This window comes from Kitasatospora sp. NPDC094028 (assembly GCF_049543595.1).
Classification (GTDB): Bacteria; Actinomycetota; Actinomycetes; order Streptomycetales; family Streptomycetaceae; genus Kitasatospora.
This window is the reverse complement of the sequence record NZ_JBMVFA010000015.1, coordinates 19,326-34,780: the sequence shown is the minus strand read 5'-3', so window position 1 is coordinate 34,780 and position 15,455 is coordinate 19,326. Positions and strand designations below refer to the sequence as shown.

Genomic DNA, 15,455 nt, shown 5'->3' with positions numbered 1-15,455 from the left:
TCCCCCCTGGTCCGGTCGCTACTTGTTCGAACTGCCGAAGACGTCGCCGACCCAGCCGCGCGCGGTGTCGAACCAGCTCACCACGTTGTCCCAGTAGTGCGGCAGCGGCGTGAAGTGCCACAGCGCCAGCGCGGCCACGGCGAGCACCAGCAGCACCATCAGGCAGCCCTTGAGGCAGCCGAGCCCCGGGATGTACATCCGGTTGCGGCTGCGCGGGCGCCGCTCGCGCGGCGGGGCGCTCTCCCGGCGTGGCGGCTCGTACGGCTCCTCGCGGCGCCGCGGGGGCTCCCGGTGCTGCGGCGCCGGCGGCTCGGCCCGGCGCGGCACCGGGGTGGGCGCGGGCGGCGGCGGGTAGCCGCCCTGCGACTGCCCGTACCCGGCCGGGGCCTGCCGGTAGCCGCCGGGCGGCTGCGGCCGGCCGGCGCCCTGGGGGCCCTGACCGCCCTGGTTGACCTGGTAGGGCGGCGGGGCGACCGGCGGGCGCTGGGCGTAGCCGGGCGGCGGCGGGCCCTGGCGGCGCTGGTCGGGGTGGTAGCCGGCCGGGGGCTGCTGCGGCCCGGCGCCCGGGTACGGCCGGCCGCCCTGCGACGGCTGGCCCCCCTGCGGCGCCTGGTAGGGCTGCGGCGCGACCTGCGGCTCCTCGAAGTCCTCCGGGCCGAAGTAGCCGACCTGGGTCTGCTGGTTGCGGTCGCGGGCCGCGCGCAGCTGGGTCTGCCACGGGTGCGGCGCCTCCTCCTGCGGCCCGGCCGGCCCGGCGGGCGGGGGCGGCGGGACGGCGGTGGGCGGCATCACCTGGGTGCGGTCCTGGGCGCCGTACGGGGGCGCGGGCGGCGGCTGGGTGCCCATCACCCGGGTCGCCGCGGCCGGGTCGTAGTGCGGGGCCGGCGGGCCGGCGGGCAGCACCTGGGTGCGGTCGTCGGCGCCGGGCACGCCCGTCGTGCCGCCGGGGACGGCGGTCGGCTGCGGGTCCGGCAGCAGCAGGGCGCCGACCGCCAGCGCCTCGTCCACCGCCGCCGGGGAGGCGTGCACGCCGACACCGGCCGCGACCACGCGCAGCGCGCGGGCCAGCGAGGTGGCGCTCGGCCGCTGCGCCGGGTCCTTGCGCAGGCAGCGCTCGATCACCGTCCAGAGCGGCTCGGGCATGGTGCTGGGCCGCTGCGGCTCCTGCGCCAGGTGGGCCTGGAGGACGGCCAGGGCGCCGTCGCCCTGGAACGGCTGCCGGCCGGTGACCAGCTCGTACAGCATGATCCCGGCGCCGTACACGTCCACCGCGGAGGTCTGCGGGCGGCCCTCGGCGGACTCCGGTGCGACGTACGCGGGGGTGCCGACGAACTCGTGGGTGCGGGTGATGCCCGGGGAGTCGGCGAGCCGGGCGATGCCGAAGTCGGTCAGCATCGGGTGCATCTGCTCGGTGCCGTCCACCAGGACGGAGGCGAGCAGCACGTTGGCCGGCTTGAGGTCGCGGTGGACGATCCCGTCCGCGTGGCTGGCCGCCAGGGCGTCCGCCACCTGGGCCATCAGCAGGGCGCCCGCGATCGGGCTGAACGGGCCGTTGGCGCGCAGGTAGCGGGCCAGGTCGGGGCCCTCGACGAGGTCCATGACCAGGGCCAGCAACTCGCCCTCGACCACCAGGTCGCGGACCCGGACGATGTTGGGGTGGGTCAGCCGCAGCAGCAGCGAGCGCTCGCGCAGGAAGCGCATCACGACGTCCGGATCGGCCGCCAGCTCCTCGCGCAGCACCTTGATCGCCACCCGCTGCCCGGGCTCGCTGCCCGGCACCTGGACGTCCGCGCGCACCAGGCCGCGCCAGACGGTGCCGGTGGCACCCCGTCCGAGGGTCTCATCGAGCAGATATTTGCTGCCGACTGGCCGCACCTTGTCGCACTCCTCGCCGTGCCGCCCGCGCGGGGCGCTCCTCCGCCCGTGCGGTGAGCGTGCCGGGCCCGTGTCTGCGGCCACTCTAACGGTGCCCGATCGGGTTTTCGGGGTGTCCGGCAGGCCATCCGAGCGGGGTTGGGGGAGATCCCCTAGGGGAGCCCCCGAGACGGGTCGGGAGGGCCGGTCGGGAGGCTGTTGACCTGACCCTCCGTCGCCTCCACCATGACGATGATCGCAAGATCGTCAAATCCGGTACCGTGCGCGGACCGTCCGTGACGGATGGCAGGATGGACACTCGCCACTCGTGTGGCCCAACGGGTCGCCGCTGCCGCCCGGCGCGGCCGCGACCACACCCGGCAGCGGTACCAGGCTTCACACCAGCAGAAGGGACCCGCGGGCGAGATGCAGATCCGGCTGACCGTCCTCCGACCGCGCAGCGGCCCGGCCGCCGCCGGCTCCGCCATCCCCTACGTGGACGTGCTGGTCACCGCCCCCGTCGGCACCGCGCTCGGCGCCCTCGCGGGGGCGCTCGCGGGCGCCGTGGGCGTGCGCGGGCCGCGGGCCGCCACCCACGTGCACCTGTACGCCGGGGCACACCGTGTGGACGAGCACACGCTGCTCGGCCACCCCCCGCTGCTCGACGGCGCCGTCCTCAGCCTCAACGAGCCCGACCCGACCGCCGACGACCCCGACGACACCCCCGCCACCGCCGAGCTGCGCGTGGTCGGCGGCCCCGACGCGGGCGGCGTGCACCGGCTGCACGGCCGGGAAATCCGGATCGGCCGCTCCGGCGAGGCCGACGTCCCGCTCGACGACCCCGACGTCTCCCGGCTGCACCTCGCCCTCCACCTCGCCGAGGACGGCCGGATCACCGTCCGGGACCTCGGCTCCACCAACGGCACCACCCTCGACGGCCGGATCGTCCCGCCCGGCCCCACCGAGGAGGCCGTCCCGCTGGAGCCCGGCGCGCTGCTGCGGATCGGCGAGTCCACCCTGCAGCTGGTCGTGCCCGACCCCGCCGAGCCCGGCTCCGCCCGCGCCGCCCTGCCGGACGGCCACGGCCACCTCCAGCTCGCCGCCCCCGGCCCGGCCCGCCCCGCGCCCCCGGTCGTCGAACCGCCCGCCGCCCCCGAGCCCGCCCCCGGCCGGGGCCGCGGCCTGTTCTCGCTGCTGCCCGGCCGCGCCGCCGAGCCGCCCGGCCAGGAGAGCGCCGAACGCCACCACGCCGCCGTCCGGCTGCGCCAGACCGCCGCCCAGCGCGAACGCTTCCCCGACCTCGCCACCCTGCTGCTCAACGCCGTCGGCCCCGGCCCGCGGCTGTGGGAGCGCGGCCCCGGCCACCCCGACGCGCTCACCCTGCGCCTCGGCACCGCCGACCGGCCCGGCGGCCCCGGCACCACGCCCGGCACCCTGCTGCCCGCCGTCCCCGTCACCCTCGACCTGCAGACCGCCGGCAGCCTCGGCCTCAGCGGCCCGCGCGAGCGGCTCGACGCGCTCACCCGCGCCGTCGTCGCCCAGCTCGCCGCCCTGCACCCGCCCACCGGCCTCAGCCTCGTCGTGGTCGACGCCGACCCGGCCCGCACCCCCGAGGACCGCGCCGACACCTGGGCCTGGGCCCTCTGGCTGCCCCACCTGCGCCCCGTCGACGGCCAGGACTGCCGGCTGCTGCTCGGCCTCGACGACGAGCAGGCCACCGCCCGGCTCACCGAACTCACCGCCCGGCTCAGCGGCCCGACCGGCCTCGGCGGCCACCCCGCCACCGTCGTCGTGGTCGACGGCCGCCCGGCCACCGAGGCCGCCCGGCAGGCCCTCGACCTGCTGCTGCGCCAGGGCCCGGCGGTCGGCATCTTCCCGATCTGCCTCGCCGAGCAGCCCGAACTGCTCCCCCGCGGCCTCGGCGCCACCGCCCTCGTCACCGGCGAGGTCGGCACCCACCTCTCGCTCGACCGCCCCGTCGCGCGCGGCCGCGAGACCCTGCACGAGATCTCGCTGGACGCCGTCTCCGACGCCTGGGCCGAGCGCCTCGCCCGCGTCCTCGCACCGCTGCGCGAGGCCACCCCCTCCGCCCGCGGACCGCTGCCGGACGCGCTGCGCCTGCTCGACCTGCTGCAGCTCGACACCGTCACCCCGGCCAAGCTCTCCGCCCGCTGGGCCGCGCACGCCGGCGGCATCGGCGCCGCCACCGCGCTGCTCGGCACCACCCGGGACGAGCTGTGCACGCTGGACCTCGCCGACCCCGAACTCGCCCTCCCCTCCCCCGACCCGGGCGGCCCGCACCTGCTCATCGGCGGCGCCCGCGGCTCCGGCAAGACGGAGCTGCTGCGCACCCTGGTCGCCTCGCTCGCCGTCTCCGAGCGGCCCGAGCGTCTCACCGTCACCCTCATCGAGGGCCGGACCGTCGCGGACGGCCAGGACGGACTGGACGGCTGCACCGAACTGCCGCACGTCACCGGGCGGGTCAACGCCGCCGACGACCCGCGCGCCGCGCTGCTCGCCGCGGAGGCGCTGGAGGACGAACTCACCCTGCGGGAGCGGCTGTTCGACGGCCTGGACTTCGCCTCCTGGCACGCCGCGCGCATTCTGGACGGGACGGGCCTGGACGGGAACGGCCTGGACGGAACGGGCGCCGGCGCCGGCCGCCCGCAGGTCCCGGTGCCGGCCGCGGTCGGCGCCCGGACGGCATCGGCGCCGCGAATCGTCCCCCCGCGCGCCCCCGACTCGCCCCTGCCGACCGCACCCGTCGCGCCCCCCGGCCCCGCCCCGGCCCGGCTGGTCGTCGTCGTCGACGACTACGACGCGCTGCTCTCCCCCACCTCCCCGGTCGGCCGCCCGCTCGCCCGCGCCCTCGCCGCCGTCGCCCGCCGCGGCGGCCCGCTCGGCGTCCACCTGGCCGTCGCCACCGGCCGCCCGGAGGAGAGCGCCGGCACCGAGGTCGACGAGGCCGCCCTGCTCCGCATCGCGCTGCGCACCGAGGACCCGGCCGACTCCGACCTGCTGATCCACCTCGGCGACGCCGCCGCCCTGCCCGAGGACACGCCCGGCCGCGGCTACCTGCGCCTGGCGGACGGCGGCGTCACGGCCTTCCAGACCGCCCGGATCAGCGGCCGTATCCCGCGCACCGCGACGCTGCGCCCGACCGTCGTCGCCATCGACCCGCTCCAGCTCGGCGCCCCGCCCGCCCGCCGGCCCGTCCGCGAGCTCGGCAACGGCCCGACCGACCTGGCCCTGCTCGCCAGCGCCCTCCAGCGCGCCGCCTCGCGCTGACGCCCGGACGCACGGAGGGCGGGGCCGCGGACCGGTCGGTCCGCGGCCCCGCCCTCCGTGGCGGGTGCTCAGCCGATCAGGCGGTGCACTTCAGGGCGCGGTTGGCCACGGTCATGCCGACGACCTTGCCGCCGTCCGCGGCGAACTCGTACTGCCAGCCCTGCTGCCCCTCCACCGGCATGGTGAAGTTGCCGATCTTGTCCTTCTCCAGGCCCTTGGCGCCGTAGGCCTGCTGGAGGGCGTCCACGGTGGAGCCGACGCCGATGCCCTCGGCCGTCCTGGCCTCGGCCGGGGCGACCAGCTCGCGTAGCCCGGACTTCGCGAAGGAGACCCGGCCGCTGGTGAAGAACGCCTTGTCCCGGACCTCCCGGGCCATCGCCATGTCGACGCTGGACTGGGCCGCGTCGGCCATCAGCTTGGCGTCGGCGGCGGACTGCTTGGCCGAGCCCGCGGCCTCGGCGGCGATCGCCGCGGAGTCCTTGGCGGAAGCGTTCGGCGGCAGCGTCGGCAGCGGGGTGGACGGCTTGGCGGCGGCCGCGTCGGCCTTCCCGTTGAGGTCCTTGAAGCGGGCCTCGGTGGCCGCCTCGGCGTCCATCCGGGTCTTGTCGGGCGCCGGACCGCCCTTGTAGACGAAGTCGGTGCAGCCGTCGAGCAGCGAGACCGGAGCGGCCTCCAGAGCGCCGCCGGCCAGGGCCGCGTCCTTGGTGACGCCCGGCATCAGGCCGCGGTAACCGGCCGCCGAGAAGGCCTCCGGGCCCTTGCTGCCGGGCGCCGCCGACGCGGTGGCGTCGGCCTTCGCGGTGTCCTTCTTGTCGTCGGAGGAACAGGCCGCCGCTCCGGCGACGAGCAGCGCCACCGAGATCCCCACGCCCACGGCGCGGATCGGCCCGCGATTGATCTTCATGTCTTGACCCCCCAGGTCGGTTCCGGATCACTCTAGCGAAGGTGTGAACACGACCCACAAGGGGATTCCCAGGCCCCACCCGGCCCGGCCGCCCCACTCGGAACCCGCCGCCCGCCGGCCGGAAACGGCGGTGGGGCCCGCGTCCGAGGACGCGGGCCCCACTCGGGCCGTCAGCCTGCCGTCAGCGCATCGTGCCGGTACGCAGCAGCGTGCGGATGACCCGCATCGCGACGGAGAGGCTGGACAGTTCGTAGTTGTCCGAACCCCTTATGTCGTCGAGGGTGCTCTTGGCCCGGTTCAGCAGGGTCCCGTTGAGCTCCGCCCAGGCGGTGTAGCGCTCCTCCGGGGTGGCACCCTCGGGGCCGCAGGCGAGGACGTCGGCGGTCAGCGCCGCGTGCGCCGCGAAGAGGTCCTCGCGGATCGCGGCCCGGGCCATCGACGACCAGCGGTCGGTGCGGGGCAGGTCGATGATCCGGTCCAGCAGGTGCGAGATCTGCAGGCGGTCGCCCAGGTCGTAGTACAGCTCGGCGACGTCGGCGACGTCCTTGCCGGAGCGGTCCGCGACCTCGGTGATGTCCAGCGTCGGGAAGGTCGAGGACAGCCCGGCGATCCGGGTGGCCAGCTCCTCCGGCACGCCGGCCCCGGCGAGGTCGCCGTACACGTGCTCGTACCAGGCCAGGTCCTCGCCGCGCAGCGGCTTGGGCAACGAGCCCCAGACCTGGTTGACCCGGTCGTGGAAGAACTCGATGGTGCCGGCGATGTCGAGCGGCTGGCGGCGGTTGTTGAGCATCCACCGGGTGGCGCGCTCGACCAGGCGGCGCGAGTGCAGCCGCATCTTGGTCTGGACGCGGGCCCCGACCTGGTTGTCCAGGCCCTCGATCTCGGCCCAGATCTCCTCCAGGCCGAAGACGGCCCGCGCGGCGGTGTGCGTCCGGGCGATCTCCTCGTAGGTCGCGCCGGTCTCCTCCTTCAGCCGGAAGGCGAAGGTGCAGCCACCGCGGTTGATCGTGTCGTTGACGATCAGGGTGGTGATGATCTCGCGGCGCAGCGCGTGGTTGTCGATCGCGTCGGCGAACCTGGCCCGCAGCGCGCTCGGGAAGTACTCGTGCAGCGCGGTGCGGAAGTACGGGTCGTCCGGCAGGTCGGTGGCCAGCAGCTCGTCGGCCAGGATGATCTTGGTGTAGGCGAGCAGGACGGACATCTCGGGCTGGGAGAGCCCGCGGCCGTTCTGCTGCCGCTCCCGGATCTGGCGCTCGGCGGGCAGGAACTCCAGGCCCCGGTCGAGCTGGCCGGCCGCCTCGAAGCGGTTGATCATCCGGGCGTGGACGTTGACCATGCTGTGCGCCTGGGCGACGGCGTTGGCCAGCACCACGTTCTGCGCGTAGTTGTTGCGCAGGACCAGGTGGCCGACCTCGTCGGTCATCTCGGCGAGCAGGGCGTTGCGCTGCTTGACCGTCATGTCGCCCTCGGCGACGACCTGGTTGAGCAGGATCTTGATGTTGACCTCGTGGTCCGAGGTGTCCACACCGGCCGAGTTGTCGATCGCGTCGGTGTTGATCCAGCCGCCGGCGCCCTCGGGGCCGCCGGAGGCCGCGTACTCGATGCGGCCGAGCTGGGTGCAGCCGAGGTTGCCGCCCTCGCCGATGACCCGGGCCCGGACCTGCTCGCCGTTGACGCGGATGGCGTCGTTGGCCTTGTCGCCGACCTCGGCGTTGGTCTCGGTGGAGGCCTTGACGTAGGTGCCGATGCCGCCGTTCCAGAACAGGTCGACGGGCGCCTGCAAGACGGCCTTCATCAGCTCGGCCGGGGTGAGGCGGCTCTCCTCGACACCGAGCGCGGCCCGGACCTGCGCGCTGAGCTGGATCGACTTGGCGCTGCGCGGGAAGACCCCGCCGCCGGCCGAGATCAGCGACTTGTCGTAGTCGTCCCACGAGCTGCGCGGCAGCTCGAAGAGGCGGCGGCGCTCGGCGTACGAGGCGGCCGCGTCCGGGTTCGGGTCGAGGAAGATGTGGCGGTGGTCGAAGGCGGCGACCAGGCGGATGTGCTCGCTGAGCAGCATGCCGTTGCCGAAGACGTCGCCGGACATGTCACCGATGCCGATGACGGTGAAGTCCTGGCTCTGGGTGTCGACGCCGAGCTCGCGGAAGTTGCGCTTGACCGACTCCCAGGCGCCGCGGGCGGTGATGCCCATGCCCTTGTGGTCGTAGCCGGCCGAGCCGCCGGAGGCGAAGGCGTCGCCCAGCCAGAAGCCGTACGACTCCGCGACGCCGTTGGCGATGTCGGAGAAGGTCGCGGTGCCCTTGTCGGCGGCGACGACCAGGTAGGTGTCGTCCTCGTCGTGGCGGACCACGTCGGCCGGGTGGACGACCTCGCCGGCCACCAGGTTGTCGGTGATGTCCAGCAGCGCCGAGATGAAGGTCTTGTACGAGGAGATGCCCTCGGCCAGCCAGGCGTCGCGGTCCACCGACGGGTCCGGCAGCTGCTTGGCGACGAAGCCGCCCTTGGCGCCGACCGGCACGATGACGGTGTTCTTGACCATCTGGGCCTTGACCAGGCCGAGGATCTCGGTGCGGAAGTCCTCGCGCCGGTCGGACCAGCGCAGACCGCCGCGGGCGACCTTGCCGAAGCGCAGGTGCACGCCCTCGACCTGCGGCGAGTACACCCAGATCTCGAACGCCGGGCGCGGGGCCGGCAGGTCCGGGATGGCCTTCGGGTCGAACTTCATCGACACGTAGGAGTGCCACTCGCCGGAGCCGGCGCGCTGGAAGAAGTTGGTCCGCAGGGTGGCCTTGATGAGGTGCAGGAAGGAGCGCAGGATGCGGTCCTCGTCCAGCGAGACGACCTCGTCGAGCGCGCCGGACAGCTCCTCCAGGATGCCCTCGGTCAGCTCGTCGGCGCCCTGCTGGTGGCCCGGGCTCAGCCGCGCCTCGAACAGGTTGACCAGCAGCCGGGTGGTGTGGGTGTTGTTGCGGAGCGCGTCCTCCATGTAGTCCTGGGAGAACGTGGAGCCCGCCTGGCGCAGGTACTTGGCGTACGCGCGCAGCACCGTCGCCTGGCGCCAGGTCAGCCCGGCGGTCAGGACCAGCTCGTTGAAGCCGTCGTTCTCGGCCTTGCCGGTCCAGGTGGCCGCGAAGGTCTCCTGGAAGCGCTCGCGGGCCTCGTCGGTCAGCTCGGTGGCCTCGCGCAGCTTCAGGCCGAAGTCGTACACCCACGCGGTGGTGCCGTCCGAGCGGCGCAGCGCGTACGGGTGCTCGTCCAGCACCTCGACGCCCAGGCGCTGGAGCACCGGCAGGACCTCGGTGAGCGAGATCGGGCCGCCGACCCGGTAGATCTTGAAGCGGCGCTCGTCGTCGCCCGCGCCGACCGGCTGGTACAGGTTCAGGCGGAAGTCGCCCGCGCCGTGCAGCGACTCGATCTGCTTGATGTCGGAGACGGCGGTGCGCGGCGGGAAGTCGGCGCGGTAGCCGTCCGGGAAGGCGTTGGCGTACTTGTGGCCGAGCTCGGCGGCCTTCTCCTCGCCCAGCTCGGTGTGCAGCTGGTCGTGGAAGCCGTCCATCCAGAAGCGGGCGGCGTCGGCGAGCCGGTTCTCGATCCGCTCGATGTCGGAGTCGGTCAGCTGGGGGAGCTCGGTGCCGGGGGCGACCCGGACGACGAAGTGCAGACGGGTCAGCACCGACTCGGTGGCGTACACCGTGTAGTCGATGGTGGCGCCGTTCAGCTCCTCCTTGAGGATGTCGGTGAGCAGCAGCCGGATGCGCGTGGTGTAGCGGTCGCGCGGCAGGTAGACGAAGGCCGAGAAGTAGCGCCCGTACTCGTCCTGGCGCAGGAAGAGGCGCAGCTTGCGGCGCTCCTGCAGGTACAGCACGCTGGTGGCGATCGAGAGCAGCTCGGAGGCCGGGGTCTGGAAGATCTCGTCCCGGGGGAAGGTCTCCATGATCTGCAGCAGGTCGCGGCCGTCGTGGCTCTCGCTGGAGAAGCCGGAGCCCTCCAGCACGGCCTGGACCTTGCGGCGCACGACCGGGATGCGGGTGACCGACTCGGTGTACGCGGCGGAGGAGAACAGACCGAGGAAGCGGCGCTCGCCGATCGGCTCGCCGGCGGCGTTGAACTTCTTCACGCCGACGTAGTCGAGGTAGGCCGGGCGGTGCACGGTGGCGCGGCTGTTGGCCTTGGTCAGGACGAGCAGCTTCTTCTCGTGGGCCTTGGCGCGCACCGGCGCGGAGAGCCGGCCGAAGGCCTCGCTGACGGCGTGGTGGCGGTCGTCGTGGCTGCGCGGGTCGGAGCGCAGGATGCCCAGGCCCGTCCCGGCGACGGCCTTGAGGACCTCCTCGCCCTCGTGCTCGACCAGGTCGTACTCGCGGTAGCCGAGGAAGGTGAAGTGGTCGTCGGCGAGCCAGCGCATCAGCTCCCAGGCCTCGCCGACCTCCTGCTCGGGCAGGCCGGCCGGGGGCTGCTCGGCCAGCTCGTCGGCCAGGCGCAGCGCGCTGTCGCGCATCTTGCCCCAGTCCTCGACGACCTCGCGGACGTCGCCGAGCACGCGGCGCAGGTTGGTCTCGATGGTGCGCAGGTCGTCGCGGTCGGTCTCGCGGTCGATCTCGATGTGCATCCACGACTCGACGGTCGCGTCGGCGGGCCACTCGGTGCCGGCGGCCTGGCTGCGGGCGCAGGCGTCGACGTCCAGGATCTCCAGCAGCTTGCCGGTGATGTCACGGCGGACGACCAGCTGGGGGTGGATCACGAGGTGGATCGCGCGGTCCTGGCGGGACAGCTCGTTGGTGACGGAGTCGACCAGGAACGGCATGTCGTCGGTGACGACCTCGACCACGGTGTGGCCGCAGGACCAGCCGTTCTCCTCGACCGAGGGGGTGTGCACCCGCACCTCGGCGGTGCCCTGCGGGCGCTTGAGGCCCAGGCGGTAGTGGGAGGCGGCCGCGCCGTAGACGTCGACCGGGTCGTGGTCGACCAGGTCCTCGGGCGCGGTGTGGAGGTAGTAGTGGTGCAGGTACGCGGTCAGAGCGCCGTTGCTCAGACCCTCTCCCGGCGCCGCTCCCCCTACCTGGCTGTTCTCAGCGGCTGCGACTGCCTTCTTGAGCAGTTCGGCCTTGGCTGCGTCCAGCTTGGTCTGCATGACTTCTTGGCTCCTGTCGCGCGCCGTTGCGTGACTCGGTGGTGTGTGGATGTACACCGCCGGGTCTCCCGCAATCCTGCCGCACCGTCCGACTGAAAGGGGCTCATGGCACGCATGAAACGCCCTGCCAGCGGGTAGGACGACTCATTCGTCCTGCGAAGCCACCCGACGACGCCAGTCAGCCTAACCGGATCAATCGAAGGTGCACAGGGACAGGTAGGCACAATCCCGCAGGAAGTCCGGTCCGTCCTGGACAGCTTGTCCAATCCGGAGCCGGATGTTCGCTTTCAGCCCATATGCGGGTAACCGTGCCGGGTCGGCGGGACGAAGGTCTCCTTGATCGACCGGGCCGAGGTCCAGCGCAGCAGGTTCTGGGCGGCACCGGCCTTGTCGTTGGTCCCGGAGGCCCGGGAGCCGCCGAAGGGCTGCTGCCCGACGACCGCACCGGTGGGTTTGTCGTTGATGTAGAAGTTTCCGGCGGTGAAGCGCAACTCCTCCACGGCCTGGGCGATCGCGTAACGGTCCTGTGCGATCACCGCGCCGGTCAGGCCGTACGGGGCACCCTTGTCGACCCGGCCGAGCACGTCGTCCCAGCGGGAGTCCTCGTAGACGTGGATCGCGAGGATCGGGCCGAAGTACTCGGTGCGGAAGATCTCGCCCCGGTGGTCGGAGGAGACCAGGACGGTGGGGCGGACGAACCAGCCGATCGCGTCGTCGTACTGCCCGCCGGCGGCCAGCTCGATCGTCGGGTCGGCCTTCGCCCGGTCGATCGCGTCCCGGTTCCGTTCGAAGGCGCGCCGGTCGATCAGCGCGCCCATGAAGTTGGAGAGGTCGGTGACGTCGCCCACGGCGAGCGCGTCGACCTCGGCCAGGAAGTCGTCCTTGATCCGCTGCCAGAGGCTGCGCGGCAGGTAGGCGCGGGAGAGCGCCGAGCACTTCTGGCCCTGGTACTCGAAGGCGCCGCGGATCAGCGCGGTCCGCAGGATGTCCGGGTCGGCCGAGCGGTGGGCCAGCAGGAAGTCCTTGCCGCCGGTCTCGCCGACGATCCTCGGGTACGTGCGGTAGCCGCCGATGTTCGCGCCGATGGTCTGCCAGAGCGACTGGAAGGTGGCGGTGGAGCCGGTGAAGTGCAGCCCGGCGAGCGCCGGGTCGGCCAGCGCCACCGGGGAGACCTGCAGGCCGTCGCCGGTGACCAGGTTGATCACCCCGGGCGGCAGGCCGGCCGCCTCCAGCAGCCGCATCAGGTGGTGCGCGGCCAGGGTCTGGGTCGGCGCGGGCTTCCAGACCACGGTGTTGCCCATCAGCGCGGGGGCGGTGGGCAGGTTCCCGGCGATCGCGGTGAAGTTGAACGGTGTGATCGCGTAGACGAAACCTTCCAGCGGGCGGTGGTCGACCCGGTTCCACACCCCCGGGGAGGAGATCGGCTGGTCGGCCAGGACCTGCCGGGCGAACCCGACGTTGAACCGCCAGAAGTCGATCAGCTCGCAGGCGGAGTCGATCTCGGCCTGCTGCACGGTCTTCGACTGGCCGAGCATGGTGGCCGCGTTGAGGGTGTCCCGCCAGGGCCCGGCCAGCAGGTCGGCGGCGCGCAGGAAGACCGCCGCGCGGTCGTCGAAGGACAGCGAGCGCCACTGCCGCCCGGCGGCCAGCGCCGCGTCCACCGCCGCCCGGGCGTCCTCCCGGGTCGCGTTGCCGAGCACGCCCAGCTTGGCCGCGTGGTGGTGCGGCTGGACGACGTCGATCCGCTCGCCGCCGCCGAAGCGCTGCTCGCCGCCGATGGTCATCGGCAGCGGGACCTGCTCGGCCGCCAGCTCGTCCAGCCGCCGCACCAGCCGCGCCCGCTCCGGGCTGCCCGGCGGGTAGCTCCGCACCGGCTCGTTGACCGGGGTCGGCACCTCGGTGACTGCGTCGATGGGCATGGCGGCTCCGTCCTGGCTGCGGGTGGGGTCGCAGTCCAGCCTGACCAGCCGCGGCGGGTTCCGCCCGTTCAGACACGCGGACGGCGGACGTGGCGCCCGCCACTCCGGGCGGCGCGGGCCCGCCCGCCCGGCTGGGTCAGCCGGTGAGCCGCGCGGCCAGCTCGACCGCCTCGGCCAGGGTGTCCACCACCGGGACGCCGACCGGCTCCAGCTTCTCCCGGGTGTGCGAGCCGCCGGTGTACAACACCGCGCGGGCGCCCGCGTGCAGCGCCGCCAGGGCGTCGTCCGCGGCGTCGCCGATCAGCACCGTGCGGGCCGGGTCGACCCGCTCGCCGAGCTCGGCGAGGTGCTTCGTCAGCTGCTCGGCCTTCTTCCCGCCGGACGGGCCGCTGCGGCCGTCCACCCGCAGAAAGCGGTCGGCCAGCCCGAAGGCGTCGACCAGCGGCACCAGCCGGTCGTGGTGGTACATCGACAGCAGGGACTGGCTGTGCCCGGCCGCCTGCCAGCCCGCCAGCAGCTCGCGCGCGCCCTCGGTCAGCCCGCAGGCGGGGCTGAGCTCCAGGTAGCGGTCCTGGAACGCGTCGTCGAGCCGCAGCCACTCCTCCTGGGAGGGCACCCGGCCGAGCAGCCGCTGGTAGAACCGCGGGATCGGGACCTCGTACTGCTCCCGGTACTCCTGCATGGTCATCGGGTCGATGCCGATGGTCGCGAACGCGGCGTTGCTGGCGCCGAGGACGGCGTCCATGTCGTGGAAGAGGGTGCCGTTCCAGTCCCAAACGATGTGAGTGCGCACGGGGGCCAACGGTAACGCCGGCCACCGCCCCGCCGGTAGGACGGGAGTCACGCCAGCAGCGCGGGGATCTCCTGGGTCGCGAACCAGAGCAGGTCGTGGTCCTCGGCGCCGTCCACGGCGAACTGGGCGTCCTGGTCGCCGCCGTCCGCCGCCTCGACCGCCGCGACCGCCGCGGCGACGTCCTCGACCACCTCGGCGTCGGCGACGTCCGCGTGCACCGAGGCCGCCTTCGCCAGCTTCACCGGGCCGGCCAGCACCACCCGGCCGAGCGAGGCCTGGTCCTGGTACTCGTCGCCGGGGAAGGGCCGCACCGCCGAGTCGGCCACGTCCAGCGCCACCACGACCCGGCGGCGCGGGGCCAGCGGGTCGGCGGCCAGCAGGCGCAGCGAGGACTGCGCGGCCCGGTTCAGCGCCGCGTACTCCAGCTCCTCCAGGTCGTCGCTGACGTACCACTCGCGCAGCGCGGGGGTCACGGCGTAGGCCGCGGACTGCTCCAGGGCGCCGCCCTCGTGCGCCGCCGCCAGGCCGGTCAGGGTGGTGGGCACGTACACGCGCATCGGTGGCACTCTCCGGTTTCGTCCAGCGGCACAGCTACAGGGCCCAAGAATAAGCTCCGCCGGGCCGCCCGTGATCACCTGTCGGGCGAGTGCCCGCACAGCGGGGGCCGACCGGTGAGCGGGGCACCCGTCCGGGCCGCCCGGGCGTCCCCTTTCCGGGTCGGACGGCCCGTCCGAGCGCGTCAACCGGGCGCCTCCGGGCCGGGCCGCGGGCCAGGCGCCGCAGGTGTCAATTCGCCCGGATAGGTGAAACGGATCCGGGTTCCCCGCGACTCGAAAAGGCATTGCCGCCCCGCCTGCGGGCCCGCCAGCCTGATGCCGTCCGCACCCGCACCACCGAGCCCGGGAGCCGCCGTGACCGTCCGCCTCAACCGCCTCAGCCACCTCGACCGTCTCGACCGTCTCGACCGCCTGGACGCCGCACCGCACCGCCGCCCGCGCGCCGCCGTCTGCGACCCGGCCCGCCGGGCCGAAGGGCACGCCGACGCCGGAGGGGAGAAGCGCGGGAGCGACGAAGGAGCGAGCGAGCGCCGACCGTCGGCGCCGGGCCAGGGGCGCCCGGAGGCGAGCGGGCGAGCCACCGCCCGCCGGCCCCGCCACCCCCGCGCCGCCTGCGGCACGGCCACGGCCACGGCCACCGGCGCGGGTACCGGCGCCGCCGCCCCGGGCCGGGACGGCGGGCACGACCCGCGGGCGCTGGCCGCCCGCTTCGCCCACCAGCTGGTCGAGGTACTCACCGGCGCCCGCCCGTCCGGCCAGCTGATGCGGCACACCAGCCTGCACGGCTACGGGCAGCTCGCCTCGCTCGTCCGGATCGGGGCGCTGCGCCGCGGCGGCCCCGCCGTCCGGCCCCGGCTCGGCCCGGTGCACGACCGCTCGCCCTCGGCCGACGCGGTCGAGGCCTGCGTGCGGGTCGACCTCGGCCGGCGGCACCACATGGTGGCCTTCCGGCTGGAGCAGCGCGGCCCGGCCGGGCAGTGGCAGTGCACCGCCGTGGAGGCCCGATGAACGT

8 protein-coding genes are annotated in these 15,455 nt (G+C 74.3%); 2 read left to right on the top strand and 6 right to left on the bottom strand.

Annotated elements, in window-relative coordinates:
• Positions 1-18 precede the first annotated feature (18 nt).
• Positions 19-1,875 (bottom strand): serine/threonine-protein kinase, encoded by a 1,857-nt coding sequence (locus ACPC54_RS22320; protein ID WP_498967056.1) that lies wholly within the window; start codon positions 1,873-1,875, stop codon positions 19-21.
• 405 nt (positions 1,876-2,280) lie between these two features.
• Between ACPC54_RS22320 and ACPC54_RS22315 the strand changes: the two genes are divergently transcribed.
• Entirely contained in the window at positions 2,281-5,142 is a 2,862-nt protein-coding gene (locus tag ACPC54_RS22315; protein ID WP_498967239.1) for an FtsK/SpoIIIE domain-containing protein, read from the top strand.
• Between the two features lie 76 nt (positions 5,143-5,218).
• Here the strand turns inward: ACPC54_RS22315 and ACPC54_RS22310 are convergent, their stop codons facing one another.
• The 5 genes from ACPC54_RS22310 to ACPC54_RS22290 all read right to left on the bottom strand — a co-directional run bounded on the left by ACPC54_RS22310 (position 5,219) and on the right by ACPC54_RS22290 (position 14,443).
• Positions 5,219-6,046: a hypothetical protein gene (locus tag ACPC54_RS22310; protein WP_498967054.1), complete on the bottom strand. Its 828-nt coding sequence runs from the start codon at positions 6,044-6,046 to the stop codon at positions 5,219-5,221.
• Between the two features lie 181 nt (positions 6,047-6,227).
• The gene (locus ACPC54_RS22305) at positions 6,228-11,174 is read right to left on the bottom strand and encodes an NAD-glutamate dehydrogenase (RefSeq protein WP_498967052.1); all 4,947 of its coding nucleotides are present in this window, start codon (positions 11,172-11,174) and stop codon (positions 6,228-6,230) included.
• A gap of 287 nt (positions 11,175-11,461) precedes the next feature.
• A complete protein-coding gene (gene pruA, locus ACPC54_RS22300; RefSeq protein WP_498967237.1) occupies positions 11,462-13,087 on the bottom strand; it encodes an L-glutamate gamma-semialdehyde dehydrogenase in 1,626 nt (541 codons plus the stop codon).
• A gap of 142 nt (positions 13,088-13,229) precedes the next feature.
• Entirely contained in the window at positions 13,230-13,886 is a 657-nt protein-coding gene (locus ACPC54_RS22295; RefSeq protein WP_498967050.1) for an HAD family hydrolase, read from the bottom strand.
• Positions 13,887-13,933: 47 nt separating this feature from the next.
• Positions 13,934-14,443, bottom strand: coding sequence for a DUF6912 family protein (locus ACPC54_RS22290; protein ID WP_498967048.1), 510 nt, complete (start codon positions 14,441-14,443; stop codon positions 13,934-13,936).
• 354 nt (positions 14,444-14,797) lie between these two features.
• On the opposite strand from ACPC54_RS22290, the gene ACPC54_RS22285 reads away from it, so the two are divergent.
• Positions 14,798-15,451: an Rv3235 family protein gene (locus ACPC54_RS22285; protein WP_498967046.1), complete on the top strand. Its 654-nt coding sequence runs from the start codon at positions 14,798-14,800 to the stop codon at positions 15,449-15,451.
• Positions 15,452-15,455 lie beyond the last annotated feature (4 nt).